General features: G+C 37.1%; 18 protein-coding genes. 8 read left to right on the top strand and 10 right to left on the bottom strand.

Annotated elements, in window-relative coordinates; all coding sequences use genetic code 11:
• The first annotated feature begins 4 nt into the window (after positions 1–4).
• Complete coding sequence (gene sufD / locus L1275_RS04390) at positions 5–1,324, top strand: Fe-S cluster assembly protein SufD (protein ID WP_253470221.1); 1,320 nt, start codon at positions 5–7, stop codon at positions 1,322–1,324.
• 224 nt (positions 1,325–1,548) lie between these two features.
• Here sufD and L1275_RS04385 read toward each other — a convergent pair whose 3' ends face one another.
• On the bottom strand, positions 1,549–2,205 hold the full coding sequence (locus L1275_RS04385) for an ATP-binding cassette domain-containing protein (RefSeq protein ID WP_253470219.1): 657 nt from the start codon (positions 2,203–2,205) through the stop codon (positions 1,549–1,551).
• 1,155 nt (positions 2,206–3,360) lie between these two features.
• Here L1275_RS04385 and mgtA point away from each other — a divergent pair.
• Positions 3,361–6,048 carry a magnesium-translocating P-type ATPase gene (gene mgtA, locus L1275_RS04380; protein WP_253470218.1) on the top strand — a complete coding sequence of 896 codons (2,688 nt, stop codon included), beginning with the start codon at positions 3,361–3,363 and terminating at the stop codon, positions 6,046–6,048.
• Positions 6,049–6,110: 62 nt separating this feature from the next.
• On the opposite strand, the gene L1275_RS04375 is transcribed toward mgtA, so the two are convergent.
• On the bottom strand, positions 6,111–7,808 hold the full coding sequence (locus L1275_RS04375; RefSeq protein ID WP_253470216.1) for an AraC family transcriptional regulator: 1,698 nt from the start codon (positions 7,806–7,808) through the stop codon (positions 6,111–6,113).
• A gap of 259 nt (positions 7,809–8,067) precedes the next feature.
• Here L1275_RS04375 and L1275_RS04370 point away from each other — a divergent pair, with 259 nt between their 5' ends.
• On the top strand, positions 8,068–8,667 hold the full coding sequence (locus L1275_RS04370; protein ID WP_253470214.1) for a hypothetical protein: 600 nt from the start codon (positions 8,068–8,070) through the stop codon (positions 8,665–8,667).
• A 494-nt stretch (positions 8,668–9,161) separates the two neighbouring features.
• Here L1275_RS04370 and L1275_RS04365 read toward each other — a convergent pair whose 3' ends face one another.
• From L1275_RS04365 to L1275_RS04335, 7 genes are all read right to left on the bottom strand, one after another.
• Positions 9,162–10,862 carry a ribonucleoside-diphosphate reductase subunit alpha gene (locus tag L1275_RS04365; protein ID WP_253470212.1) on the bottom strand — a complete coding sequence of 567 codons (1,701 nt, stop codon included), beginning with the start codon at positions 10,860–10,862 and terminating at the stop codon, positions 9,162–9,164.
• Positions 10,863–10,891: 29 nt separating this feature from the next.
• Positions 10,892–11,866, bottom strand: coding sequence for a ribonucleotide-diphosphate reductase subunit beta (locus tag L1275_RS04360; protein ID WP_253470210.1), 975 nt, complete (start codon positions 11,864–11,866; stop codon positions 10,892–10,894).
• A gap of 346 nt (positions 11,867–12,212) precedes the next feature.
• Entirely contained in the window at positions 12,213–13,286 is a 1,074-nt protein-coding gene (locus L1275_RS04355) for a peptide-N-glycosidase F-related protein (protein ID WP_253470208.1), read from the bottom strand.
• A gap of 210 nt (positions 13,287–13,496) precedes the next feature.
• Positions 13,497–14,537 (bottom strand): hemin-degrading factor, encoded by a 1,041-nt coding sequence (locus L1275_RS04350; RefSeq protein WP_253470206.1) that lies wholly within the window; start codon positions 14,535–14,537, stop codon positions 13,497–13,499.
• Between the two features lie 12 nt (positions 14,538–14,549).
• Positions 14,550–15,329: a heme ABC transporter ATP-binding protein gene (locus L1275_RS04345; RefSeq protein WP_253470204.1), complete on the bottom strand. Its 780-nt coding sequence runs from the start codon at positions 15,327–15,329 to the stop codon at positions 14,550–14,552.
• Position 15,330: 1 nt separating this feature from the next.
• Positions 15,331–16,362 carry an iron ABC transporter permease gene (locus L1275_RS04340; RefSeq protein ID WP_253470202.1) on the bottom strand — a complete coding sequence of 344 codons (1,032 nt, stop codon included), beginning with the start codon at positions 16,360–16,362 and terminating at the stop codon, positions 15,331–15,333.
• Entirely contained in the window at positions 16,362–17,225 is an 864-nt protein-coding gene (locus L1275_RS04335; RefSeq protein WP_253470200.1) for a hemin ABC transporter substrate-binding protein, read from the bottom strand. Before L1275_RS04335 ends, L1275_RS04340 begins: the two co-directional genes overlap by 1 nt.
• A gap of 183 nt (positions 17,226–17,408) precedes the next feature.
• On the opposite strand from L1275_RS04335, the gene L1275_RS04330 reads away from it, so the two are divergent.
• The 5 genes from L1275_RS04330 to L1275_RS04310 all read left to right on the top strand — a co-directional run bounded on the left by L1275_RS04330 (position 17,409) and on the right by L1275_RS04310 (position 20,813).
• On the top strand, positions 17,409–18,623 hold the full coding sequence (locus tag L1275_RS04330; protein ID WP_253470413.1) for an aminotransferase class V-fold PLP-dependent enzyme: 1,215 nt from the start codon (positions 17,409–17,411) through the stop codon (positions 18,621–18,623).
• Between the two features lie 17 nt (positions 18,624–18,640).
• Entirely contained in the window at positions 18,641–19,060 is a 420-nt protein-coding gene (locus tag L1275_RS04325; RefSeq protein ID WP_253470191.1) for a SufE family protein, read from the top strand.
• Between the two features lie 2 nt (positions 19,061–19,062).
• Positions 19,063–19,386 (top strand): DUF59 domain-containing protein, encoded by a 324-nt coding sequence (locus L1275_RS04320; RefSeq protein WP_253470189.1) that lies wholly within the window; start codon positions 19,063–19,065, stop codon positions 19,384–19,386.
• A gap of 2 nt (positions 19,387–19,388) precedes the next feature.
• The gene (locus L1275_RS04315; RefSeq protein WP_253470181.1) at positions 19,389–19,898 is read left to right on the top strand and encodes a DUF2480 family protein; all 510 of its coding nucleotides are present in this window, start codon (positions 19,389–19,391) and stop codon (positions 19,896–19,898) included.
• 63 nt (positions 19,899–19,961) lie between these two features.
• Entirely contained in the window at positions 19,962–20,813 is an 852-nt protein-coding gene (locus L1275_RS04310) for a DUF3078 domain-containing protein (protein WP_253470180.1), read from the top strand.
• A gap of 44 nt (positions 20,814–20,857) precedes the next feature.
• On the opposite strand, the gene hflX is transcribed toward L1275_RS04310, so the two are convergent.
• Complete coding sequence (gene hflX, locus L1275_RS04305) at positions 20,858–22,090, bottom strand: GTPase HflX (protein ID WP_253470179.1); 1,233 nt, start codon at positions 22,088–22,090, stop codon at positions 20,858–20,860.
• Positions 22,091–22,404 lie beyond the last annotated feature (314 nt).

Below are 22,404 nucleotides of genomic sequence, written 5' to 3'. Positions count from 1 at the left end.
CATTATGGAATTGAAAGATAAATTAATATCCTCTTTTATCGCTTTTGAACAAAGAGTTGATGTCAACAGTGAGTTGCACAACCTGCGTTTAGACGCTTTAAAAACCTTTGAAAACCAAGGCTTCCCGACTAAAAAGGACGAGGCTTGGAAATATACTTCTTTAAACGCCTTGCTAAAAAACGATTTTAGTGTTTTGCCTAAAAGCGAAACGGCTATCGATTTTAAAGACGTTAAAAAATATTTTCTAAACGACGTGGATACCTACAAATTGGTATTCGTCAACGGCGTATTTAGTTCGTATTTGTCATCGACTACACATGATGGAATCGATGTTTGTTTGATGTCGTCGGCCTTAAACAAACCCAAATATAAAATGATTATCGACACCTATTTCAATACGGCTGCCGATAAAACAGATAGCTTAACGGCATTGAATACAGCATTTTCTTTGGAAGGCGCTTATATCAATATTCCGAAAAGTAAAGTAGTTGACAAGCCTATAGAAATTATTAACTTTTCAACAGCTAATAGTGAACAAGCCCTTTTTACACAACCACGTAACTTGGTGATTGTAGGCGAAAACGCTCATGTTCAGATCATCGAACGCCATCAGAGTTTAAGCGATAATACCGTTTTGACCAATAGTGTTACGGAAGTTTTTGCTCATAAACGCGCGATCGTTGATTATTACAAATTGCAAAACGACAACCAAACGGCTAACTTGATAGACAATACCTTTATCAAACAGAAGCAAGAAAGTGTAGTCAGTGTACATACTTTCTCTTTTGGAGGGAAATTGACCCGTAACAACCTGAATTTTTCACAAGACGGAGAACGTATTGATAGCACCTTAAAGGGTATTACCATTATAGGCGACAAGCAACATGTGGATCATTATACCTTGGTTTCTCATAATCAACCGAATTGTGAAAGCCACCAAAATTATAAGGGAATTTATGACGGTGCTTCAGAAGGAGTTTTCAACGGTAAGATCTATGTAGATCGCTTGGCGCAAAAAACCGATGCTTTCCAACAAAACAACAACGTATTGTTGACGGATAAGGCTACGGTAAACTCCAAACCTCAGTTAGAGATATTTGCAGACGATGTGAAGTGTTCTCACGGATGTACGATTGGACAATTGGATCACGATGCGATGTTTTATATGCAACAACGCGGTATTCCTAAGAAAGAAGCTCGTGCTTTGTTGATGTATGCTTTTACCAATGAAGTATTGTCTAGTGTGAAAATACCGGATTTAAAAGAAAAAGTATCCAAACTCATCGCTACCAAATTGGGTGTCGAAATGGGATTTGAAATCTAAAATACGATTCGATAATCGCAATAAAGAAACCAGAACTATTACAGTTCTGGTTTTTTGCGTTTAAAGCGATTTTACAAGCAGTTGACTAGATGTTATAGCGTGTCCGCTTTCCGGGCTTAATCAGCCCCTATAAGCGGTCAGGCTGTCCGCTATATCTTTGGCTGCGCTTCGCGTTGCCCAAGGATGTCGCTTCCATCCTTCACGCGGGACTTCGAGAGATATAATCAGATTAGATAATCGTATTGCTGTAATTCTGATGGGTCTTTTAGCGGATAGAGACAACATTTTTGAAGCACATATAGCTTATTGCACAAATCCAAAACCGACTGATAATGGTGATCAACCAGAATGATGCCTTTATGGCAACGGGCCTTTAGGATGTTTTTTTCTACGCGCTCAATAACAAGCGGAGCCAATCCTTGGAACGGTTCATCAAGCAAACTGAATTTCGTAGGAGCATTTAGTATCAGATTGATTTCCAAATACCTTAAGTCACCAAAGGAGAGCTCGTGAATTTTTTGACGTTTAATAGCTTGTATCATCTCATCTTCTAGAATATGCTGCTGTTCCGGCTCGTCCAAGAATAGTGAAATCGCTTTAGCAACCGAAAAATAAGGCGGTATAAATCGATGTTGGGGTAAATAATTGATCGTCTTTGGTACGGAATACAGCCGATTGATTTTTATGTGATCCACTGCCAAATATTTGTTTTCGCAATCCAGAGTGCCATAAATGATGTTGAGCAAGCTGGTCTTCCCTGATCCATTTCTTCCTAATAGTCCGATAACATCACCCGTTTTGCAGCTCAAAGCAATATCGGATAGCAGCATCTGATGATTGAAATGTTTGACAATACTCTCAGCAACTAATTGGTGTACCATAACATAAAGGAATATAGAGTTATTGCGATGATTATATTTAAAAAGGAGGCTACTACAATCAGTTGACGCTTCGTAATACCGCAATTGTGATAGTAATAGTAATCGAAATTTCTATAAATTTTAAAATACAGCAGTATCAATGCAAAACCCAGCGTACAAAAAAAGACCAATACAGAGATAACTTGAAATTTAAAAATAAACAACAACAGCGAGAGTGGTGCATTAAGTATAAATATCTGCTTATAGTATTCTAAAAATAATCGGAGTTCTCTCAATCTAATCATGCTTGTCCGGGTAGATGTTGTCCATTTCGTATTCATTTGTTTTACTTGTACCTATCATCTTCAACGGACCCCCGCACTGGGATCAGTTGTTGAAAATTAAAGCTTACCAAAGTTAGTAAACGCTTATATATCAGTTATATTATATATAAACAGCTCATTTCTGTAGTTGCAAACGATTTTAAAGACTTATCGATTTATAAAAATGGGGTTGTCGGCTATCAATCACAAGTTATGACAACCGTAACTTATAAAGATACGAATACTAGTTCATTCGCAGCTGTTTAACGCGCAATCAGTCAAACTAAAACTCTAATAATATTCTAATTTTCATTTCCAAAACCCCATCATTCTTTTAGTTATTTTTGCTCCGTGATAAAGAAAATGTATTTTAATGCCTTGATTATATAGTGTATAAGCGAAAAGGATTCATAAAACATCATTTTCTTAAGTGTATGAATTGAATGTAAATCCGCGGTGCATTTGCCGCTAAATTTTAGAGTTGTGAATGTTTACTTTTTTAAACCTGAAACTTGGAAATCGCCACCAGACTATAGGTGGAATCGATCTACTCATACCTTAGTTGAACATCATTTTCAATACCAGTTCAACGAACCTCCTTCGAGGTAGTAATTCCGCAATCCTTTAAAAAACTTTTTTGGATTTGATCTTATGCTCTTCGTCATTATTGATTCTGAAGCCAGTGTTTGTATGTCTTTTTTTGACGAAGAGCAGCGGAATTACCAACGAAAAATCTCTTTAAAATTTAAGCAAAAGCAGTAGTTATCAAGTTGATGTTGCTGGTCACCTATTTGGTAATCAAGTAGGAGTTCAGGACAAAATTTTTTGACTAAGGAAATAATAAAGTAAGTATATGAAAAACAACACCAATAAATTTTCTGAAACGAAGGAATTTTTAATTACATCGAAAGCCGTTAATAACATTGATGAGTGCTTTCAAATCTTTAATACCTCTGAAAAAGGTTTAAGCAGTATAGAGGCAGAACGTCGGTTAGATGTTTATGGAAAAAATGAGATTGTGCATCAAAAAGCACCTAAGGCTATTTGGCAATTGCTTATGGCGTATAAGAACCCCTTTATTTTTGTTTTGGGTGTATTGGCGATCATTAGTTTTTTCATGGATTTCTGGTTGCCCTATCGTCAGGGGGAGCCTACTGAATTAGCTGGAGTCATTATTATAGTGGTGATGATTACCATTAGTGGGTTATTGCGTTTTTGGCAGGAGTACAGAACGAATAAGGCGGCAGAATCCCTCAATTCGTTAGTTAAAACTACCGCTACAGTACGTCGTAGAACGGATAGCAATGCGGGAAGTCTTATCTATGAAATCAATGTTGAAGAATTGGTTCCTGGCGATATCGTACAGCTTTCCGCCGGTGATTTGGTACCGGCAGACATTCGGTTGTTTACCTCACGGGATTTATTTGTTAGCGAGGCAGCCTTGACTGGTGAGGCGATGCCTGTTGAAAAATATGATATACCTGGTGACTATGAGGATGAATTGGATTCCGATGATTCATCGCCTCGCCACGATTTATTGCGATTGAATCACATCTGTCTGATGGGAACGAATGTTACAAGTGGAACGGCTTCTGGTATGGTCTTTTCAACCGGTTCAGATACCTATTTCGGCTCTTTGGCGCGTTCTATCGTAGGTAAAAGACCGGAAACCTCTTTTGACAAAGGAGTCAATAGTGTCAGTTGGTTATTGATTCGTTTTATGATGGTGATGGTTCCGGTGGTTTTTTTGGTAAATGGATTGATCAAAGGCAATTGGATGGATTCGGTGTTATTTGCACTGGCTGTTGCAGTCGGACTCACTCCAGAGATGCTACCGATGATAGTCAGCGCCAATTTAGCCAAAGGCGCCGTCAATATGTCTAAGAGAAAAGTTATTGTCAAACGATTGAATGCCATACAGAATTTAGGTGCGATGGATATCTTGTGTACCGATAAAACAGGTACACTAACACAGGATGAGATCGTTTTAGATCGCTATATTAATCTCAGTGGGGACGACGACGAGCGCATATTACAATGGGCTTGGTTAAACAGTTTTCATCAAAGTGGCGTCAAGAATCTGATGGATCGTGCCGTGGTCAAATTTACGGAAGATCGTGACGATTTTGAGGCGATTAAATACCATGCTAAAGTAGACGAATTACCGTTTGATTTTGAGAGACGCAGGCTATCTGTTATTGTAAGCGATGCGTCAGATAATCATATCCTGATCTGTAAAGGTGCAGTCGAAGAGTTGTTGGATATTGCTACTCACATACGACTCAAAGATGAATTTATACCGATGGATGATCAGGTCCGTATGCACATACTTGATAAGGCAACAGCCTTTAATAAAGCGGGATACCGCGTTTTGTTGGTAGGAATTCGCGAGATTCCAGAGGTTTTTACGGAAACGCATTATACCCTGGAGGTCGAACAACAACTAATTATCGAAGGTTTTCTAACCTTTTTGGATCCGCCAAAACCCTCCACAGCACCTGCAATTAAAGCCCTTATGGACAACGGTATTCAAGTTAAAGTGTTGACGGGTGATAATGCTGAGATAACTCGAAAAATTTGTCGTGAAGTGGGTATAGACGATGCGAAGTGGTTGGTTGGTAGTGATATCGAACGCATGAATACGCAGGAACTGAGCGAAGCTGTTGAAAAGTATTCCATATTCGCCAAATTATCTCCAATACAAAAAAATACGGTGTTAAAGAGTTTACAGCAAAATGGACATACCGTAGGATTTTTGGGTGATGGTATCAATGATGCACCAGCCTTACGCGACGCCGATGTAGGGATTTCTGTGGATTCCGGAACCGATATTGCCAAGGAGTCTGCGGATATTATCTTACTGGAAAAGGATTTGATGGTTTTGGATGAGGGAATTTTAATCGGTAGACAAACCTTTGGAAACATAATTAAATACTTGAATATGACAGCGAGCTCCAATTTTGGAAACGTATTTTCGGTAATTGTCGCCAGTGCATTTATTCCTTTTCTTCCGATGCTGGCCATACATCTGTTGCTACAGAACTTAATTTACGACTTTTCTCAATTGGCATTACCTTGGGATCGTATGGATCGTGATTTTCTGAAAAAACCACGCAAATGGGACTCTAAGAATATCGGGAGATTTATGGTATGGATCGGACCGACCTCCTCACTGTTCGACATTACAACCTTTGCCATGTTGTGGTACATTATAGGTGCTAATAGTGTGGAACACCAAGCTCTCTTTCAATCGGGTTGGTTTGTAGAAGGTTTATTGTCTCAAACACTGGTTGTTCATTTGCTGCGAACCCAAAAAATCCCCTTCATTCAGAGTACAGCTACTTTACCAGTACTGTTATTAACGGGTTTGGTGATGTGCCTAGGACTGTATATTCCCTTTTCTCCTTTAGGTAATTATGTTGGTTTAGTACCGCTGCCTTGGTCTTATTTCCCTTGGCTGGTTGCTATATTGTTGAGTTATTTTGTCGTAGTACAGCTCTTTAAAAGAATATACATTCGACGATTTGGACAATGGTTTTAAGAATCATAAAAAATGCGATAACCCGAGAAGGTTATCGCATTTTTTTATAGTTACAGTAGGTATTAAATGTCTTGATCTTTATTGAGCTGTTCGATGAAATAAGACGGTTTAAGACCGGTTCTAGCAATAAAAGCATTCGTGAAACTTCGCGTGTTTGTAAAGCCCAATTCACTAGCTATAGCGGTAACCTTATACGAACGAATCACCAGATCATTCTTTAATAGTTGCAAGCCATAATCGATGCGTAAATCATTGACATACTGGTTGAAATTCTTATTCTTTTGAGTATTTATAATTTTTGAAAGGTAGGAAGTATTGGTTTTCCATTGTTCCGCCAGTTGTGATTGGGTAATATTGGGTTTTAAAAATTCTTTATCAGACTCAAATTCCTTGAGTTTAACTAATATTTGCTGAACGAGATCTTCGTGAATATCGACGTTTTTCGGAAAGGGAATAGGCTGTTCATCCGATTCACTCTCGCTTGCAGGTTTCGAAATACTTAAGGTTTCTGTTTTTTGTTGCGGATGAAGTAAGGCTTCATATTTTTTGCGATATAGTCGTTGTTTGCGGTAATAGATAACCGTTGTTACACCAATTCCTAGTATGATGATAGATCCCATCAAATACAAATAGAAAGAACGTCGTTTGTTGCGCTCTATTTGCATTTCCAAATCTAATTTATTTTGAAATAGATTTTTGTTGTCGTATTCGGTGTGTAGATAGTTGTTGAGATAACGGTAATCTTCACGCAACAGATTATCTATTTGTATTAATGTATTGGTGTAGTATAATTGTTTTTCGAGATTTTTTTTGTCTTTATAGTATTCAATTAGAAATACATAGGCTTGTCGAAGATCGAGGTTGGTGATCTTTTTTTTCTGATATAATTCATCGATACTTTCAAAATATTCTAAGGCTTTTTCTCTTTGGTTGAGATCCCAATAATTCTTACCTAAAAACAGATAAGTGAGGTGTTCGTTGGTATAGTCTTTATTTTTCTTTATTCCGTCAAGTGAGCCTTCTAAAAGCGATACAGATTGTTCATGGTTTTTTAAAGAATACTGCACAATGCCTTCAGATTGGCGAAAATACAATTCCTCATCATTTTGAATGGTCGGAATTTTGATCTTTTGGCAGGATTGTAATCCTAAGATATTGTATTGGCTCGCTTGTTGATAATCGCCGAGTTGATAATAACATTTACTAATCGATCGGATGGAATTGATATAACCCAATAAGTTGTTGATATCGTCTTTATTGGAATAATAGGTCGCACAATCTTGGTAGATCTTTAGAGCCTCATCAAAGGAGCCCAAATAGTATTTAACATCTGCAATACTGTATCTGATTTTATGCAGGGTATAGAGGTCGTTAGTCTTGATGATATACTCCTCAGCCTTAAGACTATTTTCAACGGAAACCTTATAGTTTTTTTGAATAAAGTAGATCGTACCATAGGTTTGGTAGGCTATACTAATTAATTTGTTATCTTTAGATTTAACAGCAATGTTATAGATACTATCTGCATAGACTAAATGTTGCGTTTCAGGAGCGCGAAATAATTTTTTGCGATAGGCCTCAACTAATTCACTTTGATTTTTTTCCTGCTTGGCTTTATCCAAATAAGCGTTCAAATAAGCTAGTTGCAAAGAACTATTTATCTCTTGAGAATCGATTAATTCGGCTAGTTGGGCAAAAGTTTTTTTGGAAAAGTTTTTGGTTTGAGCGTGTAAAAATGAACCATTTAAGAGCATAATCATGCTCAAAAATATAAGTTGGAGGTGATTATTTCTACAGATTATTCGCATTTATGGTTTGTTTTTAGCAAAGCTACAATAATTTATGCTTGATTTAAAAATCTTAAAATCAAATATATGTATTTTTTATTTAGTGCATATTTATAAATATGCACTATAAATGTTTGTATGGATGATTTTATACCACTAGTTTTGAAAAAGTTATGAGTGTGAATCTAGCGTTTCATTTAATCTTTATAGAACCATGAAAAAATTTTTAGTAATGTCGGTTTCTTTATCCATGCTTTTAACAGCATGCTCGGTAAACTCCGATTCAGAAAATATTGCGCAAAACAAGGAGCAATACCTTACTCAGAATTCGGTTTCTGAACTAGCGAATGCTTCTTTAGATTTGGAGCAAATTTACAGTTCAGTAGGTGGGAGTAATGCTTCTATTTCTGAAGTGATTGATCTTGCTCAAAATTTGGCGATGTCTCCAGAATTTATCAATAATCACGCTTTAGACACTAATGGATATGTTCCAGTTGCTGCGGTAGCGGTTCAGGGTATTCTATCTTTAGACGAGAGTGCAATTCAGCAGTCTTCTCATTCGAATGCTTTCAAAAATCATGCTTTAAATATCATAAACGGTCAACAAAATATTCAAAGTTTTCGTGAAATAGTTATGGGTGATGATCGTTTGCTTATATCTGATAAAAAGGTTTTGCTAGATGCGATTGATTTTAGTCTTATTTCTAGTGAACACGGAGTGGATGATGAGTGGAGAAAAAGAAAATTTATGGGTTACGTTGTAGCTCAACAAGTGAGTAGTTTAAATGTGGTTATTACCGCAACTGTTTTGAATATTGCTATGAAACAGTAAATTGTTGTTTCCCTTACTAAGTAGTCCGGACTACTTAGTAACAACAACAACATATTTGATCGAATTTAAGATTTTTTATTCAAGTTAATGTTTTTCTCTTTTTTAATGGGTGTATTAAAAAAGAAGGTTTTTCAAAGCGGAAGAAAGCAATCATTGTCGTTATGATTGCTTCTTTTCCGACGATGTTAACATTGAGTAAGTTTTTTTACATATTTTGCAAAGAACAAGGCCGTATTAGTGATTAAATACGGCCTTTTTTGTGTTTTAATGGATCGCCTTAAGAATGATGTAGTTAGAGCAACCGCACACGGAGGACGAAGGTAAGTTAATGCAAAACGCTTATAAGGAATTCAATTCCGTATAAGCGTTTTTTAGTTAAAGTAGTAGACCATTGAATGAATAGGCTACATGTCTTATGAATAGTCGTCTAAATTATTGGAAATTCAGAGCGTAGAAATAATGTAAAGACTATCAAGATTTCAATTGGAACTCGATTAGGATTCGCAGCTGCTACAATTGACCAAGTTAGTCACCATTTCTTTAGAGACACTTTGACTGCGTTGGTAGTAAAGTGTTTTTACACCGAGTTTCCATGCCTCAATCATCAAGCGGTTAACCTCTTTGATCGCTAATCCCGAAGGAATGTTGAGGTTTAAACTCTGAGCTTGATCTACAAACTTTTGTCTAATAGAAGCCTGTTGTATGATTTCTAATTGACTGATTTCTTTAAAAGTTTTAAAAACAGCTTTTTCCTCTTCTGTCAATTCGGTTAACTGTTGCACGCTACCGCCGCTCAGCATAATACTGCGCCACGTGTCTTCATTATCCAATCCTTTTTTCTCCAGTAATATTTTCAAGTATTTATTTTTACGCATAAAATTACCTTTGGATAAGCCTGCTTTATAGTAGTTACTACTGAAAGGTTCTATTCCTGGGGATGTTTGGCCCAGTATGGCTGAGGATGAAGTGGTTGGTGCAATAGCCATGGTGGTGGTATTTCTTCTGCCATAACCTTTTAATATCTCGGGCTCTCCATATATTCTAGCCAGTTCTTGGGTTGCTTTATCAGCGCGTTGTTGGATTCTCTGGAAGATTTCTGTGGTTAACATCTTGGCTTCTAAACCTTCAAACGGTATGTTGTTCTTTTGTAAATAGGAATGCCATCCCAATACACCCAATCCTAAAGCACGATGTCTTTTTGCAAAGCGATTTGCTGATGCTAAATAGTAATTCCCCTCTGTTTTTTCTATAAACTCCTGCAAAACAGCATCGAGAAAAAAGATAGCGAGTTTCACAGCTTCAGTATCTTTCCATTCGTCATACAGTTCGAGATTCATCGATGATAAACAGCAGATAAACGATTCATCATTCGTTGAAGGAAGCATGATTTCAGAGCATAGATTACTCGAATTAATGCGCATATTGAGGTCTTTATAAACTTGTGGTTTATTGCGGTTGACATTATCGGAGAAAAACAGGTATGGCATTCCTTTTTGCTGACGGCTTTCGAGAATTTTTGCCCATAACTGTCGTTTTTCAGGGTTTCCATCGATCATTTCTTGCATCCAGTAGTCGGGGATGGATACGCCATAAAAGAGATTCTGTATCGGATTTCCGATATTTCTGATTTGAATAAACTCCTCACAATCGGGGTGATCGATATCCAAATATGCGGCGAATGCACCACGGCGAACACCGCCTTGGGAAATCGTATCCATAGCCGTGTCAAAAAGTTTCATAAAGCTTACCGCTCCACTACTTTTTCCATTATCTGTCACGGCACTACCGCGCTCACGCAGGTTTCCAAAATATCCCGAGGTTCCACCTCCAATCTTGGTTTGCATAATAACCTCGCCGAGTTTGTGGGTGATGTCTTCGATACTGTCAGGTACATGTACGTTAAAGCACGAAATAGGTAAGCCCCTTTCCGTACCCATATTGGCCCATATCGGTGAGCTTAAACTCATCCATCCGCGTTCGATCATTTCGACAAAAGAGTCTTTCAATTCGGGCTTATACAAACGTCTGGCCGCAGCGGTACAAATTCGGTCAATAGCCCCTTCAACGGTTTCGCCTTTAAGGAGATAACCGCGATTTAATATTTGTTCACTTTCCGAATTTTTCCACCACAGCTTCTCTCTAAGGTGAACGGATTCGTCGGTTTGTAGTGGTAATTCGTTATAGGATGTATTCATTTTCTCTTTTTCTTACAGTTGGCAATTTTTTAAAATAAGTCGTCGGCAGTGATGCTTTTATCGTGCTTGGTATAATCGACAGGTCGTTTGGCAAAGAAATCGTCCAAACTGTTAGCAAAAACTTCTTCTTCAAACCAAGCCATCGGTTTATATTCTTCTGCCGTGATTCCGTAGATGTCTTTTAAGCCGATTTTACGCATGCTTTCATCAACGCGAAATTTCATAAAGTTTAAAAGATCTTCCTTAGTTACGATTTCTATTTCCCCGTTTTCGAAGATCCATTCGAGTATGTTTTTTTCTATCTCGATAGAATGTTTAACCACATCTTGAATGTGATGCACTAATTCCTCATCAAAGAAATCGGGAAACTCCTCGCGGATGGCGTTGATGATGTAAATACCTGCATTGGCATGAACCTGTTCGTCTATAGAGGTCCAGGCAATTATATTACTGACATTCTTCATCAGCCCTCTAAAACGGGTAAATGAAAGGATAATCGCAAATTGACTAAACAGTGAAACGTTTTCAATCAATAGCGAGAATAAAATCAGCGAAACCACATATTTTTTGCGGTCGTCGGAATTCGCATTCTCTAGAACAGTAGATAAATAATCAACGCGTTCTTTGATTACTGGAATCGTTAAAAGGTCTTCAAACTCATCATTGTACCCCAATACCTCTAAAAGGCGAGAATAAGCCTCTGAATGGCGAAATTCGCACTCTGCGAAGGTGCTGCCCAAGCCGTTAAACTCCGGTTTCGGAAAATGATGATACAAATTGCCCCAAAACGATTTAACTGCCACCTCAATTTGAGCGATCGCCAGTAAACTGTGCTTGATAGCGATCTGCTCGCCCTTGGTTAAATGCGAATGAAAATCTTGGGTGTCGGCAGTGAAATCCACTTCGCTGTGTACCCAATACGATTTGTTAATAGCCTCGGTAAACTGATAGACACCCGGATACTCGAAAGGTTTGTAATTAATTCTTTTATCAAAAATGGACATGCTTAAAAAAATTTTAGATTAAACCATAGAAACTGATTTCGTTTTTCTTCTAAAAATTTTTATTTTTATTCTGATTTATTCAGTAAATAGTGAGTTTGTTTAGCGAGATAAACAATTTAAAAATAAAAATTCGGATTGAAATAACAAATCGAGAATACTCTTTATTCAAATCAAAGCTACAATATAAAAGCTTCTTTTTCAATATTTTGAAAATAACTTTCGCTTTTGTTATCAACATTTGTTTGATAAGATTTTACAAAAAAAGCCCTTCTAAAATTGGATATTTCAAATATCTTTTTTTAAAAGGGCTTTATCGTTGGCAATCGCAATAAATCGGTAAAAGTGTCTAATTTTTTACGGTTGCTTTTTCAATAGGAGTATCGCTTTTTACCACTATAAAATTGGAAAGGGCATAAAAAGCTTGTTTGTTTTCGGCTGGCGATTGCATATTATTAACCCAAGGTTCGAAATAGTATTCAAATACGAAAGAGGTACCTGCTTTTGGATTTTTTAAGACATCGATACGGGTTGGAACAGCCATTCCCGGACACCATCCCGCGCGATCGGGTTTCCAGTTTCCGCGCTGATCTTTTATCGGGTTGTCTGCACAACCTATAGGGCCTAAAATATGTTGAAAGGTGTTTTGTCCATCAATCTTGATTTGATGTGTTCTAAAACACCATTCTGCACAGCCTCTACCACCAACATCATTAGGTGTTGCATGACCCCAGCCGGAAATAATCGAACGAATATGGGCGCTCTCTGCGTTTTTAGGTATAGTAATGGTTTTCTCTAAATCAAAAGCATGTGATTCACCATAAGGAACTCCTTTCAAAGAATTTTCGTTGTATTGTAAAATGGGGGTGATTGCGCTGTATTTGAAATCGGGTTTTCCGTAGATGTAGTCAAAGTCCACACTGACCAACCAACCATCACTTCCCCAAACTTCTGTGAAAATTCGCAGTTCTGTTGTGCCAGTTAATATGGATTTAAAATCGGTAACGTCAAATTCCAAACCTCTTGCCAGTGGTGACGAGTCTTTTCCATAGGGCGTAATATACCTTCCGATTTCGTACCATTCATTGGTTTTGGGATCCTTGGCCTGTATATTGGCATACATATCCCAAATATTACAAGGACAACCGAACTGTACATACATTTTGATGGATTGAACTTGATCGATATCTTTTGGAAATTCAACGGTTTTATCAGCCGTTTGACTATAACCTGTTCCGAAGGCCAGATGTTGTTTTTCAAAGGTCTTATAATTGTAAGTTCCCTCTTTTTGTGGTTCTGCAGGTGGTGGTGGATCAACAATCACTTTGGGGTCTTTACCTGGACCATCGTCTTTGCTGTTGCAATTATAAGCGCTTGTTAAAGCTGCCAAGGCAATAAAATAGAGTATAAGTTTTTTTTTCATGTTATAAGTTTTTGTGTTGTATTAAAAATAGCTCGCTATTCGGATGTTCTGAATATTTTGTTAATAGGGAGTCCTTTTAATAGCGCCTAATATTGGTAAGTTGTAGGTAAAAATAGCTATTTAATTAGAAAACTATAATATAAAACACAAAAAAAAGCGGTAGTCTAATTAAAGAATACCGCTTTTTGCAAAAAATAGTAAGATAGATGATTAAGATAAAGAAGCAACAAGTTCTTTCCAACTGGTTAGTTCAGGAATTCCCGGTTTTCTCTTACCGAAGAATTGTACGATAATCTCACCCATTTCATTGAAAACTTCTATGGATGTAACTTCTCCATCTTCAGTAGGTTTTCTGACAATCCAGGTCTGAGCAACTTTACTCATGTCCAGGTGCATATTAAAGTCTGGATCCAAAATGTTGTACCAGTTTTCATGCCACATGGTTTTCTTGATTTCACCCGTGTGGATCTGAATGTTACCCTTATTTCCGACAAACACCATAATTGGAATTTGTTTGCTTGCTGCAGTTTCTAATAAGGTTACGATAGCGTCCTTTTCAATGGACTTTGCATAGTATTCACTCGGCGCTAAACGCAAGGCTTGCGTTCTTGTGATACTGTATTTTTTTAATAAACCAAAGAAATTATGGGTGTCTTGTAAGTTCTCCCAATCACTTTGGAAACCTTGCACATCAATTTCATCATCCATTCTTTCATCGTGATGAACCTCTGTTTTGGTGGTTGGTTGTACAGGAGATTGATCGTCGGATTTAAACTTAGCGACTAAAGTGTCAAAAGCAGCTTCATCGCTTGCTGGTGTCAAATAAATTTTGTGAATGGCTTCACCGTCTTTTCCGAAGAATTGAAGACTTTTACGCTCCATTTTATCGCTCTTTTCAATCACGGCAAAACCGCTTGCCCATTGACCGATAAAAATTCGTAAATCGATATCTTCATTAACAAACAAACCGGCATGTGGTGAACTAAAATCCGGGTTTAAATAAACGCCTTTTCTCTCGTGCACACATTCATTATTGCGCGTTAAACCCATTACTTTTCCAAGGGTTTGTACTTCCGATAATATCGCCGTGAAATCATTAGTCAATCGAATCGTGCTTTCAGGAATTTGAGTTGCAAGAAGTTCTACTTCACTGACTTCAAGTTCTTGTGCGGCGTTTCTAATTCTTAAATGTGGCCTTTCACTTTTTAAAAGGTCCCATTTTTCTTTTAAAGAAGATGTTGCTGTATTCATGTTGAGTTTTTTTTAGGTTCCAAATATAATCAAAGGGTTTTTGTTTACGGGATTAACGCAAACAGTGCAGGGAAAGTTGTACACGGAACTGATTATTTCACGTGTTAATACCTTCTCGGGAATATCATAACTGACTTTCTCACCCTTCTTTAATAACAGTATTTTGTCTGAAAATTGTGCTGCTAGGTTTAAGTCGTGCAGTACGACTATGGCTGTATTGCCTCTTTGAGTAAATTGCTTGATGAGATTTAGAATCTTATGCTGATGCAAAACATCTAAATTATTCAACGGCTCATCCAAAAATAAGACTTTCTCATCAATTTCGTTTTCGAGTTGCGATAAAACCCTTGCCAAATGTACCCGTTGTTTTTCACCACCTGATAAGCTGTTGTAAGCCCGGTCTTGCAGTTGAGCTACATCGGTTTGTTGCATATGCTGCTGAATGGCTTCTTCGTCTCGCTTTGATGGGTTACTGTCAAAATATGGATACCGCCCCATCATCACAATTTCTCTAACATTCAAAGGGATGTCGGCATTGTTTTGCTGCGAAAACTTCGCTTTGTGCTTCGGAAGTTCTTTGCTTGACCACTTTGGATAGGGCGTCGACTTGAGTTCGATATCGTTTTTGTTTTGACAAATCTCATTGGCTAACAAACTGAGTAAGGTCGATTTTCCCGCACCATTTGGACCAAGTATACTAATCAACTGGCCCTTCTCTGCTGAAAAATCAATATTTTTTAAAATGGAAACACCACTTTTTACCTTATAATCAATCCGTGCAACTTTAATCATCTTATAAAGATTTTTTAAATCTAATTAATATGGCAATAAATACAGGAGCTCCCATTATGGCTGTTAAAATTCCTATTGGAACTTCAGAAGGAGCCACGATAGTCCTACTTATTGTGTCTGCGGTTAGTAAAAGGATACTTCCCAACACTGCGGATAGGGGTAAAATCAAATAGTAATTTGATTTGAAAATCAAGCGCAATATATAAGGTACAATTAATCCTACAAAACCTATAGTTCCGGCAAAAGCAACAGCAGTTCCTACGGTTAAAGCTGAGAATATGACAATTCTACGTTTGATTCGCTCTACGGGTATCCCCAGATGTTCGGCATCTTTCTCCCCCAACATCATCGCGTTTAACGCCTTGCCTTTATTGATTAAGAACGAAAAGGAAATCAAGATCACGATGGCCATGATCAAATTCTTAGTCCAATTTGCTCCTGCCAAACTACCGAGAGTCCAAAACGTCAAATCTCTGAGTTCTTCTTCGGTAGATAAATAGATCAATAAACCAGTAGCTGCTCCTGTCAATGCGGTAATAGCTACTCCAGATAGCAATAAAACAACGATGTTTGTTCGTCCATCTACTGTTGACATTTTATAAACGAAACTCATCGTGATTAGTGCGCCAATAAAACTCATTATACTCAAAAGAGAATAATGTAATCCCTCGGGAATATACGCTTTGATCGTGCTACCTAATACTATGGTAACTGCGGCGAACAGTACTGCTCCTGAGGTAATTCCTATTAAATCAGGAGATGCCAAAGGATTTTTAAACATGCCCTGAAGGCAAGTTCCCGATACAGCAAGACCGCTGCCAATTAAAATAGCTAAAACTATTCGAGGTAATCGGATATTATAAAATACATAATAATCGCTGGTATTTACGCTTTGGTTTTTAAATATCAAATCGTAAATCGCTCTAAAGTCGTTGCCCTCAAATTGATAAACACCTATAAATAGGGACCCAATTGACAGTAATAACAACAGAATTAGTAGTAGTACAAGATAAACCGTTAACCTTCTTTGCATTATTTATTAGTCAAAAGTTGGTTTAACTCTATAGCTGCTTGTCCTAGACGTGGTCCAAAACCAGATAGAAGTTCACCATCCATAGCAATAATTCTCTTGTTTTTACCCGCTTTAGTTGCGCTGATTCCGTCTACCTTTAATAAGCCATCAACTCCATTTAAACTTTGAAGTCCTGTTGTAAACAATAAGATTACATCCGGATTTCCTTTGATTAAAGATTCTGGTGTAAGTGGTTTGTAATCGCTAAATTCCGTTACTGCATTTTGACCTCCAGCTAGAGCAATCATCTTTTCAACAGGAGTGTCTGTACCAGCAACCATCAAAGTTCCAGCACCTCTAGCATAAATAAATAATACCGTTGGTTTTGGTTCTATCGGTTTTAATTGTGCTAAGTCACTTTTTATTTTTTCTGATAGGTGTTTGTAATCCGTTTTCCCAAGTTTTTTAGCAACTTGTTCAATCATTTGTTCTGTACCTTTTTCAGAATATTCTTGTTTAACCAATTCCAATTGAATACCAGAAGCTGTAATTTTTGCTTTTAGATCGTCGTTTAAATCTTTGTCAGAAGCAAAAATAAGTGTGGGTTGTAAGGCAATTATAGATTCCAAAGAAAGGGAGCGAACGTGACCCAAGTCTTTTGCTTTGGTTTTGATATCTTCTGGGTATGTACTGGTAACATCTACACCTACGATGTTAGATGATTCTCCAAGTGCTGCTAAGATTTCGGTTACTGCACCGTTAAGAGAAATGATTTTCTCTGTCTTTACTTCTTGGGTGATTTCGGTTACTTCCTCCTTTTTTGTTTTGTCTTGGCAGGAAATAAATAGCACTGTAGCAAGCGCTAAGGTAAAAATGTTTTTCATGGGGCTCTATTTGAATTAAATCTAAATAAAGGCAAATCTATATTTTTTTATTGAGTTATAAAATATAATTAGATTAATTTTAAATTAAAATTTTAATTTATAGTTTGGGGAATAGTTATCTTTGCTATAAAATTTAGTAGGTGTGATTACAAACACTAACTTTGCATAAAACTTGAAAATATGATGTTAAACATTCAATCCATAAGAGCAGATTTTCCCATACTTACACAACAAGTTAACGGTAAAGATCTGGTCTATTTTGACAATGGGGCAACAGCACAAAAACCCCGCGTGGTACTAGAAGCAATCGAGGAATACTACAGTACGATCAATGCGAATATACACCGAGGTGTACATACTTTAAGTCAATTAGCTACAGATGCCTATGAGGCATCTCGTATAAAAATACAAAAACACATTAATGCTAAAAAGGAGTGCGAAGTACTTTTTACTTCAGGAACGACCTTTGGAATCAACTTGGTAGCTCATGGTTTTGGTTCCCTACTAAAGCCTGGAGATGAGGTTTTAATTTCGGCAATGGAACACCATTCGAACATTGTGCCTTGGCAATTTTTATGTGAAAGAACGGGAGCAGTGTTGAAAGTGATTCCGATGAATGACAAAGGAGAATTAATATTAGAAGAATTTGACCGTTTACTGACTTCGAATACCAAAATAGTGGCGGTAGTACATGTTTCTAATGCCTTAGGTACGGTAAATCCGATTAAATATATGATTGATGCAGCACATCGAGTTGGTGCAGCTGTTTTGATTGATGGAGCACAAGCAACACCACATATTAAACCCGATGTTCAAGCCTTGGACTGTGATTTTTATGTTTTTTCAGGACATAAGATTTTTGGACCAACGGGAACGGGGATCTTATATGGTAAAGAAGAATGGTTAAATAAATTGCCTCCTTATCAAGGTGGTGGTGAAATGATAAAAGAGGTTACGTTTGAGAAAACAACCTATGCTTGTTTGCCTCATAAATTTGAAGCGGGAACTCCAAACATTGCTGGCGGAATTGTTATGGGTGTTGCTGTTGATTATATGAATAGCATTGGATTTGATCAGATCGCAGCCTATGAAAAAGAATTGTTAGCTTATGGAACCGAGCAGTTATTGCAGATTGACGGACTTCATATTGTCGGTACAGCTGCGGAAAAAGCCTCGGTAATTTCATTCAACATAGAGGGAATTCACCCTTACGATATTGGAGTTATCGTTGATAAATTAGGTATTGCTGTCAGAACAGGGCATCACTGTACACAACCGGTTATGGACTTCTTTGGTATACCGGGAACAGTACGGGCTTCTCTTAGTTTTTATAACACCAAAGAAGAAATCGATGTTTTGGTTGAAGCCGTAAAAAAAGCAAAGGCAATGTTGTCATAACAAAAAGTGTTATTAAGATGTCTATAGAAGAAATACAAGCAGAAATAGTTGACGAATTCGCGATGTTCGAGGATTGGATGCAACGTTATGAATATATGATTGAATTGGGTAAGAGTTTACCAATTATAGAAGAGAAATACCAAACCGACGATAATTTGATTAAGGGCTGTCAGTCCAAAGTTTGGCTACATGCTGAATATAAAGATGGTAAGGTATATTTTACTGCAAACAGTGATGCGATCTTGACTAAGGGAATTATTGCTATTTTAATTCGAGCTTTTTCAGGTCAATCGCCCGAGGAAATCTTTAATGCAAAGATGGACTTTATAGATGAAATTGGGTTGAAAGAACACCTTTCGCCTACACGTGCCAATGGATTGGTGTCGATGATTAAACAAATAAAAATGTATTCAGTAGCATTTCAAGCAAACAAATAAAAATGGAAAACGAAATTAATGTACAAGAGTTGGGAGAGCGTATCGTTCGTGTTTTAAAAACGATTTTTGATCCCGAGATTCCTGTTGATATATATGAATTAGGGTTGATTTATGACGTATTCGTCAATGAAAATTACGATGTAAAGATTCTGATGACCTTGACTTCCCCAAATTGTCCTGTAGCGGAAACCCTACCGAGAGAAGTAGAAGAGAAAGTGCGATCTATAGAAAATGTGAAAGCCGTGGAGGTCGAATTGACTTTTGATCCGTCTTGGACTAAAGACCTGATGAGTGAAGAAGCCAAATTGGAATTGGGTATGCTGTAATTATGGAAGGAGAAATTGTAAATAAAGTGGCTAATAGTGCCTTGATGGTATTTGATATGGAAGATCTCTATCCGTCAAATCCACGCTTGGAATTAGATATAGCACAATGGCTGTATGAAGGTTTTATCCTGCGCGAAAAGGATTTTCGTGCACACTTAAAGGATTTTGACTGGAGCACTTACACAGATGCTTATGTGGCGCTATATTGCTCTACAGATGCGATTCTACCTGCTTGGGCATTTATGTTGGTTACCAGTTATCTACAACCCGTAGCCAAGAAGGTTTATTTGGGAGATAAAAAAGCTTTGGAGCGCGCTATTTTTCAAGATTTACTAGAAGAGGTGGATTATTCAATCTATGACGGAAAGGCTACAATTATCAAAGGTTGCTCGAAACACGATATACCCGAAGAAGCTTATATTTTATCAACGCAGAAATTGATGAAACACGCTCGCTCTGTGATGTTTGGAGAAGCTTGTTCGGCGGTTCCTATTTTTAAGAAAAAAGTTTAATTCAAAAGAAATTTGTTTGTTTTATAAGAAAATACTAGATTTGATTATAAAAAACTCAAGAAAATGAAAAAAATTACATTTAGTTTGATGATGCTCTTCGCAACGCTTGGAGCTAACGCTCAAGAAGTTGTATCAGATTCTCAAGTCGGACCGTGGACTTCTAAAGGAACCTTTTCCTTATTGGGTAATCAGTCTAGTTTTACCAATTGGCAAGCAGGTGGAGACAATAACTTCGCCGGAACCTTAGGGATTAATTACGATATTAATTACAAAAGTGAAGAGTGGAATTGGGATAATAAAATTCAAGTCAACTACGGTATTTCGAAAATCAAGGGTAGTGATTCTCAAAAGACAGATGACCGCTTTGAATTTAATTCATTAGTCGGAAAAAAAGCCGCAGGTTATTGGTTTTACTCTGCATTCTTGAACTTTAAAACTCAAATGGATGCGGGTATGGATCCAAAAGATAAAGAGGTCAGAAATTCGCATTTCTTTTCACCGGCTTATTTACAAATCGGTCCCGGTATGTTGTGGAAGAAATCAGATAATTTAAAAGTAAATTTTGCTCCGGCAACTTCTAAATTTATTTTTGTTCATGATCACTTTACAGAATTTGGTCCTGCCTTCGGTGTGGAACAAGGAGATAATATGAGATATGAGTTAGGAGCATCGATCTCCGGGTATTACAAAGCTACTTTAATGGAGAATGTGAGCATTGAAAATATACTTAATCTATATTCTAATTATTTAGAAGATCCTCAAAATGTAGATATCGATTATCAATTGAATGTCGTTTTGAAAATCAACAAATACCTATCTACCAATTTTTCCGTGCAGACGATTTATGATGACAATTCTTACCAAGGATTTCAGATCAGACAAGCTGTTGGAGTTGGTTTAAATTATACTTTTTAATCCGTATCTGGATAGAAATAGAAAAGGGGCATACGCCCCTTTTTTTATTCTTCTTCAGTATCCCATTCGATATCTTTAAAATCTGGATATAACAAGTTGTTATACGGAAAGCGTGTGATGTGAATCTTACGAACCGTTTCATAAACCTTTTCCTTAAATTCCTCGAAATTTTCTTTATTGGTTGCCGATATAAAAATAGCGTTGTCGGCACCAACTCTTGACATCCAAGTCTTTTTCCAATCCTCTATACTGTTGTGTTTTGAGGTTCTTTCTGTCATTAAATCATCTTCCTCAATAACTTCGGGATGATAAGCGTCGATTTTATTGAAAATCATAATAATTGGCTTATTATCACTTTTGATGTCTTTTAAAATTTGATTCACCGACTCGATGTGGTTTTCAAAATCGTGGTGAGAAATATCGACCACGTGAAGCAGCAAATCCGCTTCTCGAACTTCGTCCAGAGTACTTTTAAACGACTCTACCAATTGCGTCGGCAATTTTCGAATAAAACCAACCGTATCAGATAGTAAAAATGGTAAGTTGCCAATGACCACTTTTCGAACGGTGGTATCCAGGGTGGCAAATAATTTGTTCTCAACGAAAACTTCACTTTTTCCAATGGCATTCATCAAAGTGGACTTGCCAACGTTGGTATATCCTACTAAGGCTACACGTACCATAGCACCGCGATTACCTCGTTGTATAGACATTTGCTTGTCGATAACTTTGATCTTGTCTTTTAATAGCGCAATACGATCTCTGACAATACGTCTATCCGTTTCAATCTCTGTTTCTCCTGGACCACGCATACCAATTCCTCCACGTTGTCGCTCTAAGTGGGTCCACATTCCTGACAGTCGAGGTAGTATGTATTGAAATTGAGCGAGTTCAACCTGTGTTCTAGCATAAGAGGTCTGCGCTCGCTGTGCGAAAATATCCAAGATTAAATTGGTCCGGTCCAAAACCTTACAGTCGATTATTTTGGAAATATTTTTTTGTTGCGCAGGGGTCAATTCATCATCAAAAATAAGCGTACTAATATCGTTTTCTAGAATATAAGTGTGTATTTCTTCCATCTTTCCCGTACCAACAAAAGTCTTTGGGTTCGGTTGTTCCATCTTCTGAGTAAAGCGTTTGATCACTTTTCCACCAGCAGTATAGGTTAAAAACTCTAATTCTTCTAAATATTCATTCAAAGTTTCCTCATCTTGATTTTGGGTGATGATTCCAACAATTACGGATCTTTCAAAATTTATTTCTTCTTTGTCTAACATAGTCTGAGTTTGTATTACAAAAGTAATGAAAATTAGGTTCAAAATGTTTTATTCTTTAGCTCGTAAAGCAACAACGGGCCAAACAGTATTTCTATTCCAATTACCTGCTTTATAAATATAAAGATAATTTTTTAGGATAAAAAGTTAATTATGTATTATAGTTATACTAACAATTGGGATTCTTTGATTTAAAGACTGTTAAAAACCTCTAGATAAATACGCGTTAATTTTATCTTGAATGGTTCTAATCAAGCAGTTAGCAATCGGTTTGTAACAAAACTGTTAAGGTGTGGTTAAATTAAAAGTATATATTT

It is taken from the genome of Flavobacterium sp. HSC-61S13 (genome assembly GCF_024171535.1).
Classification (GTDB): Bacteria; Bacteroidota; Bacteroidia; order Flavobacteriales; family Flavobacteriaceae; genus Flavobacterium.
Note: the sequence above shows the minus strand (reverse complement) of the source record. Positions and strands in the feature narration are given on the sequence as shown.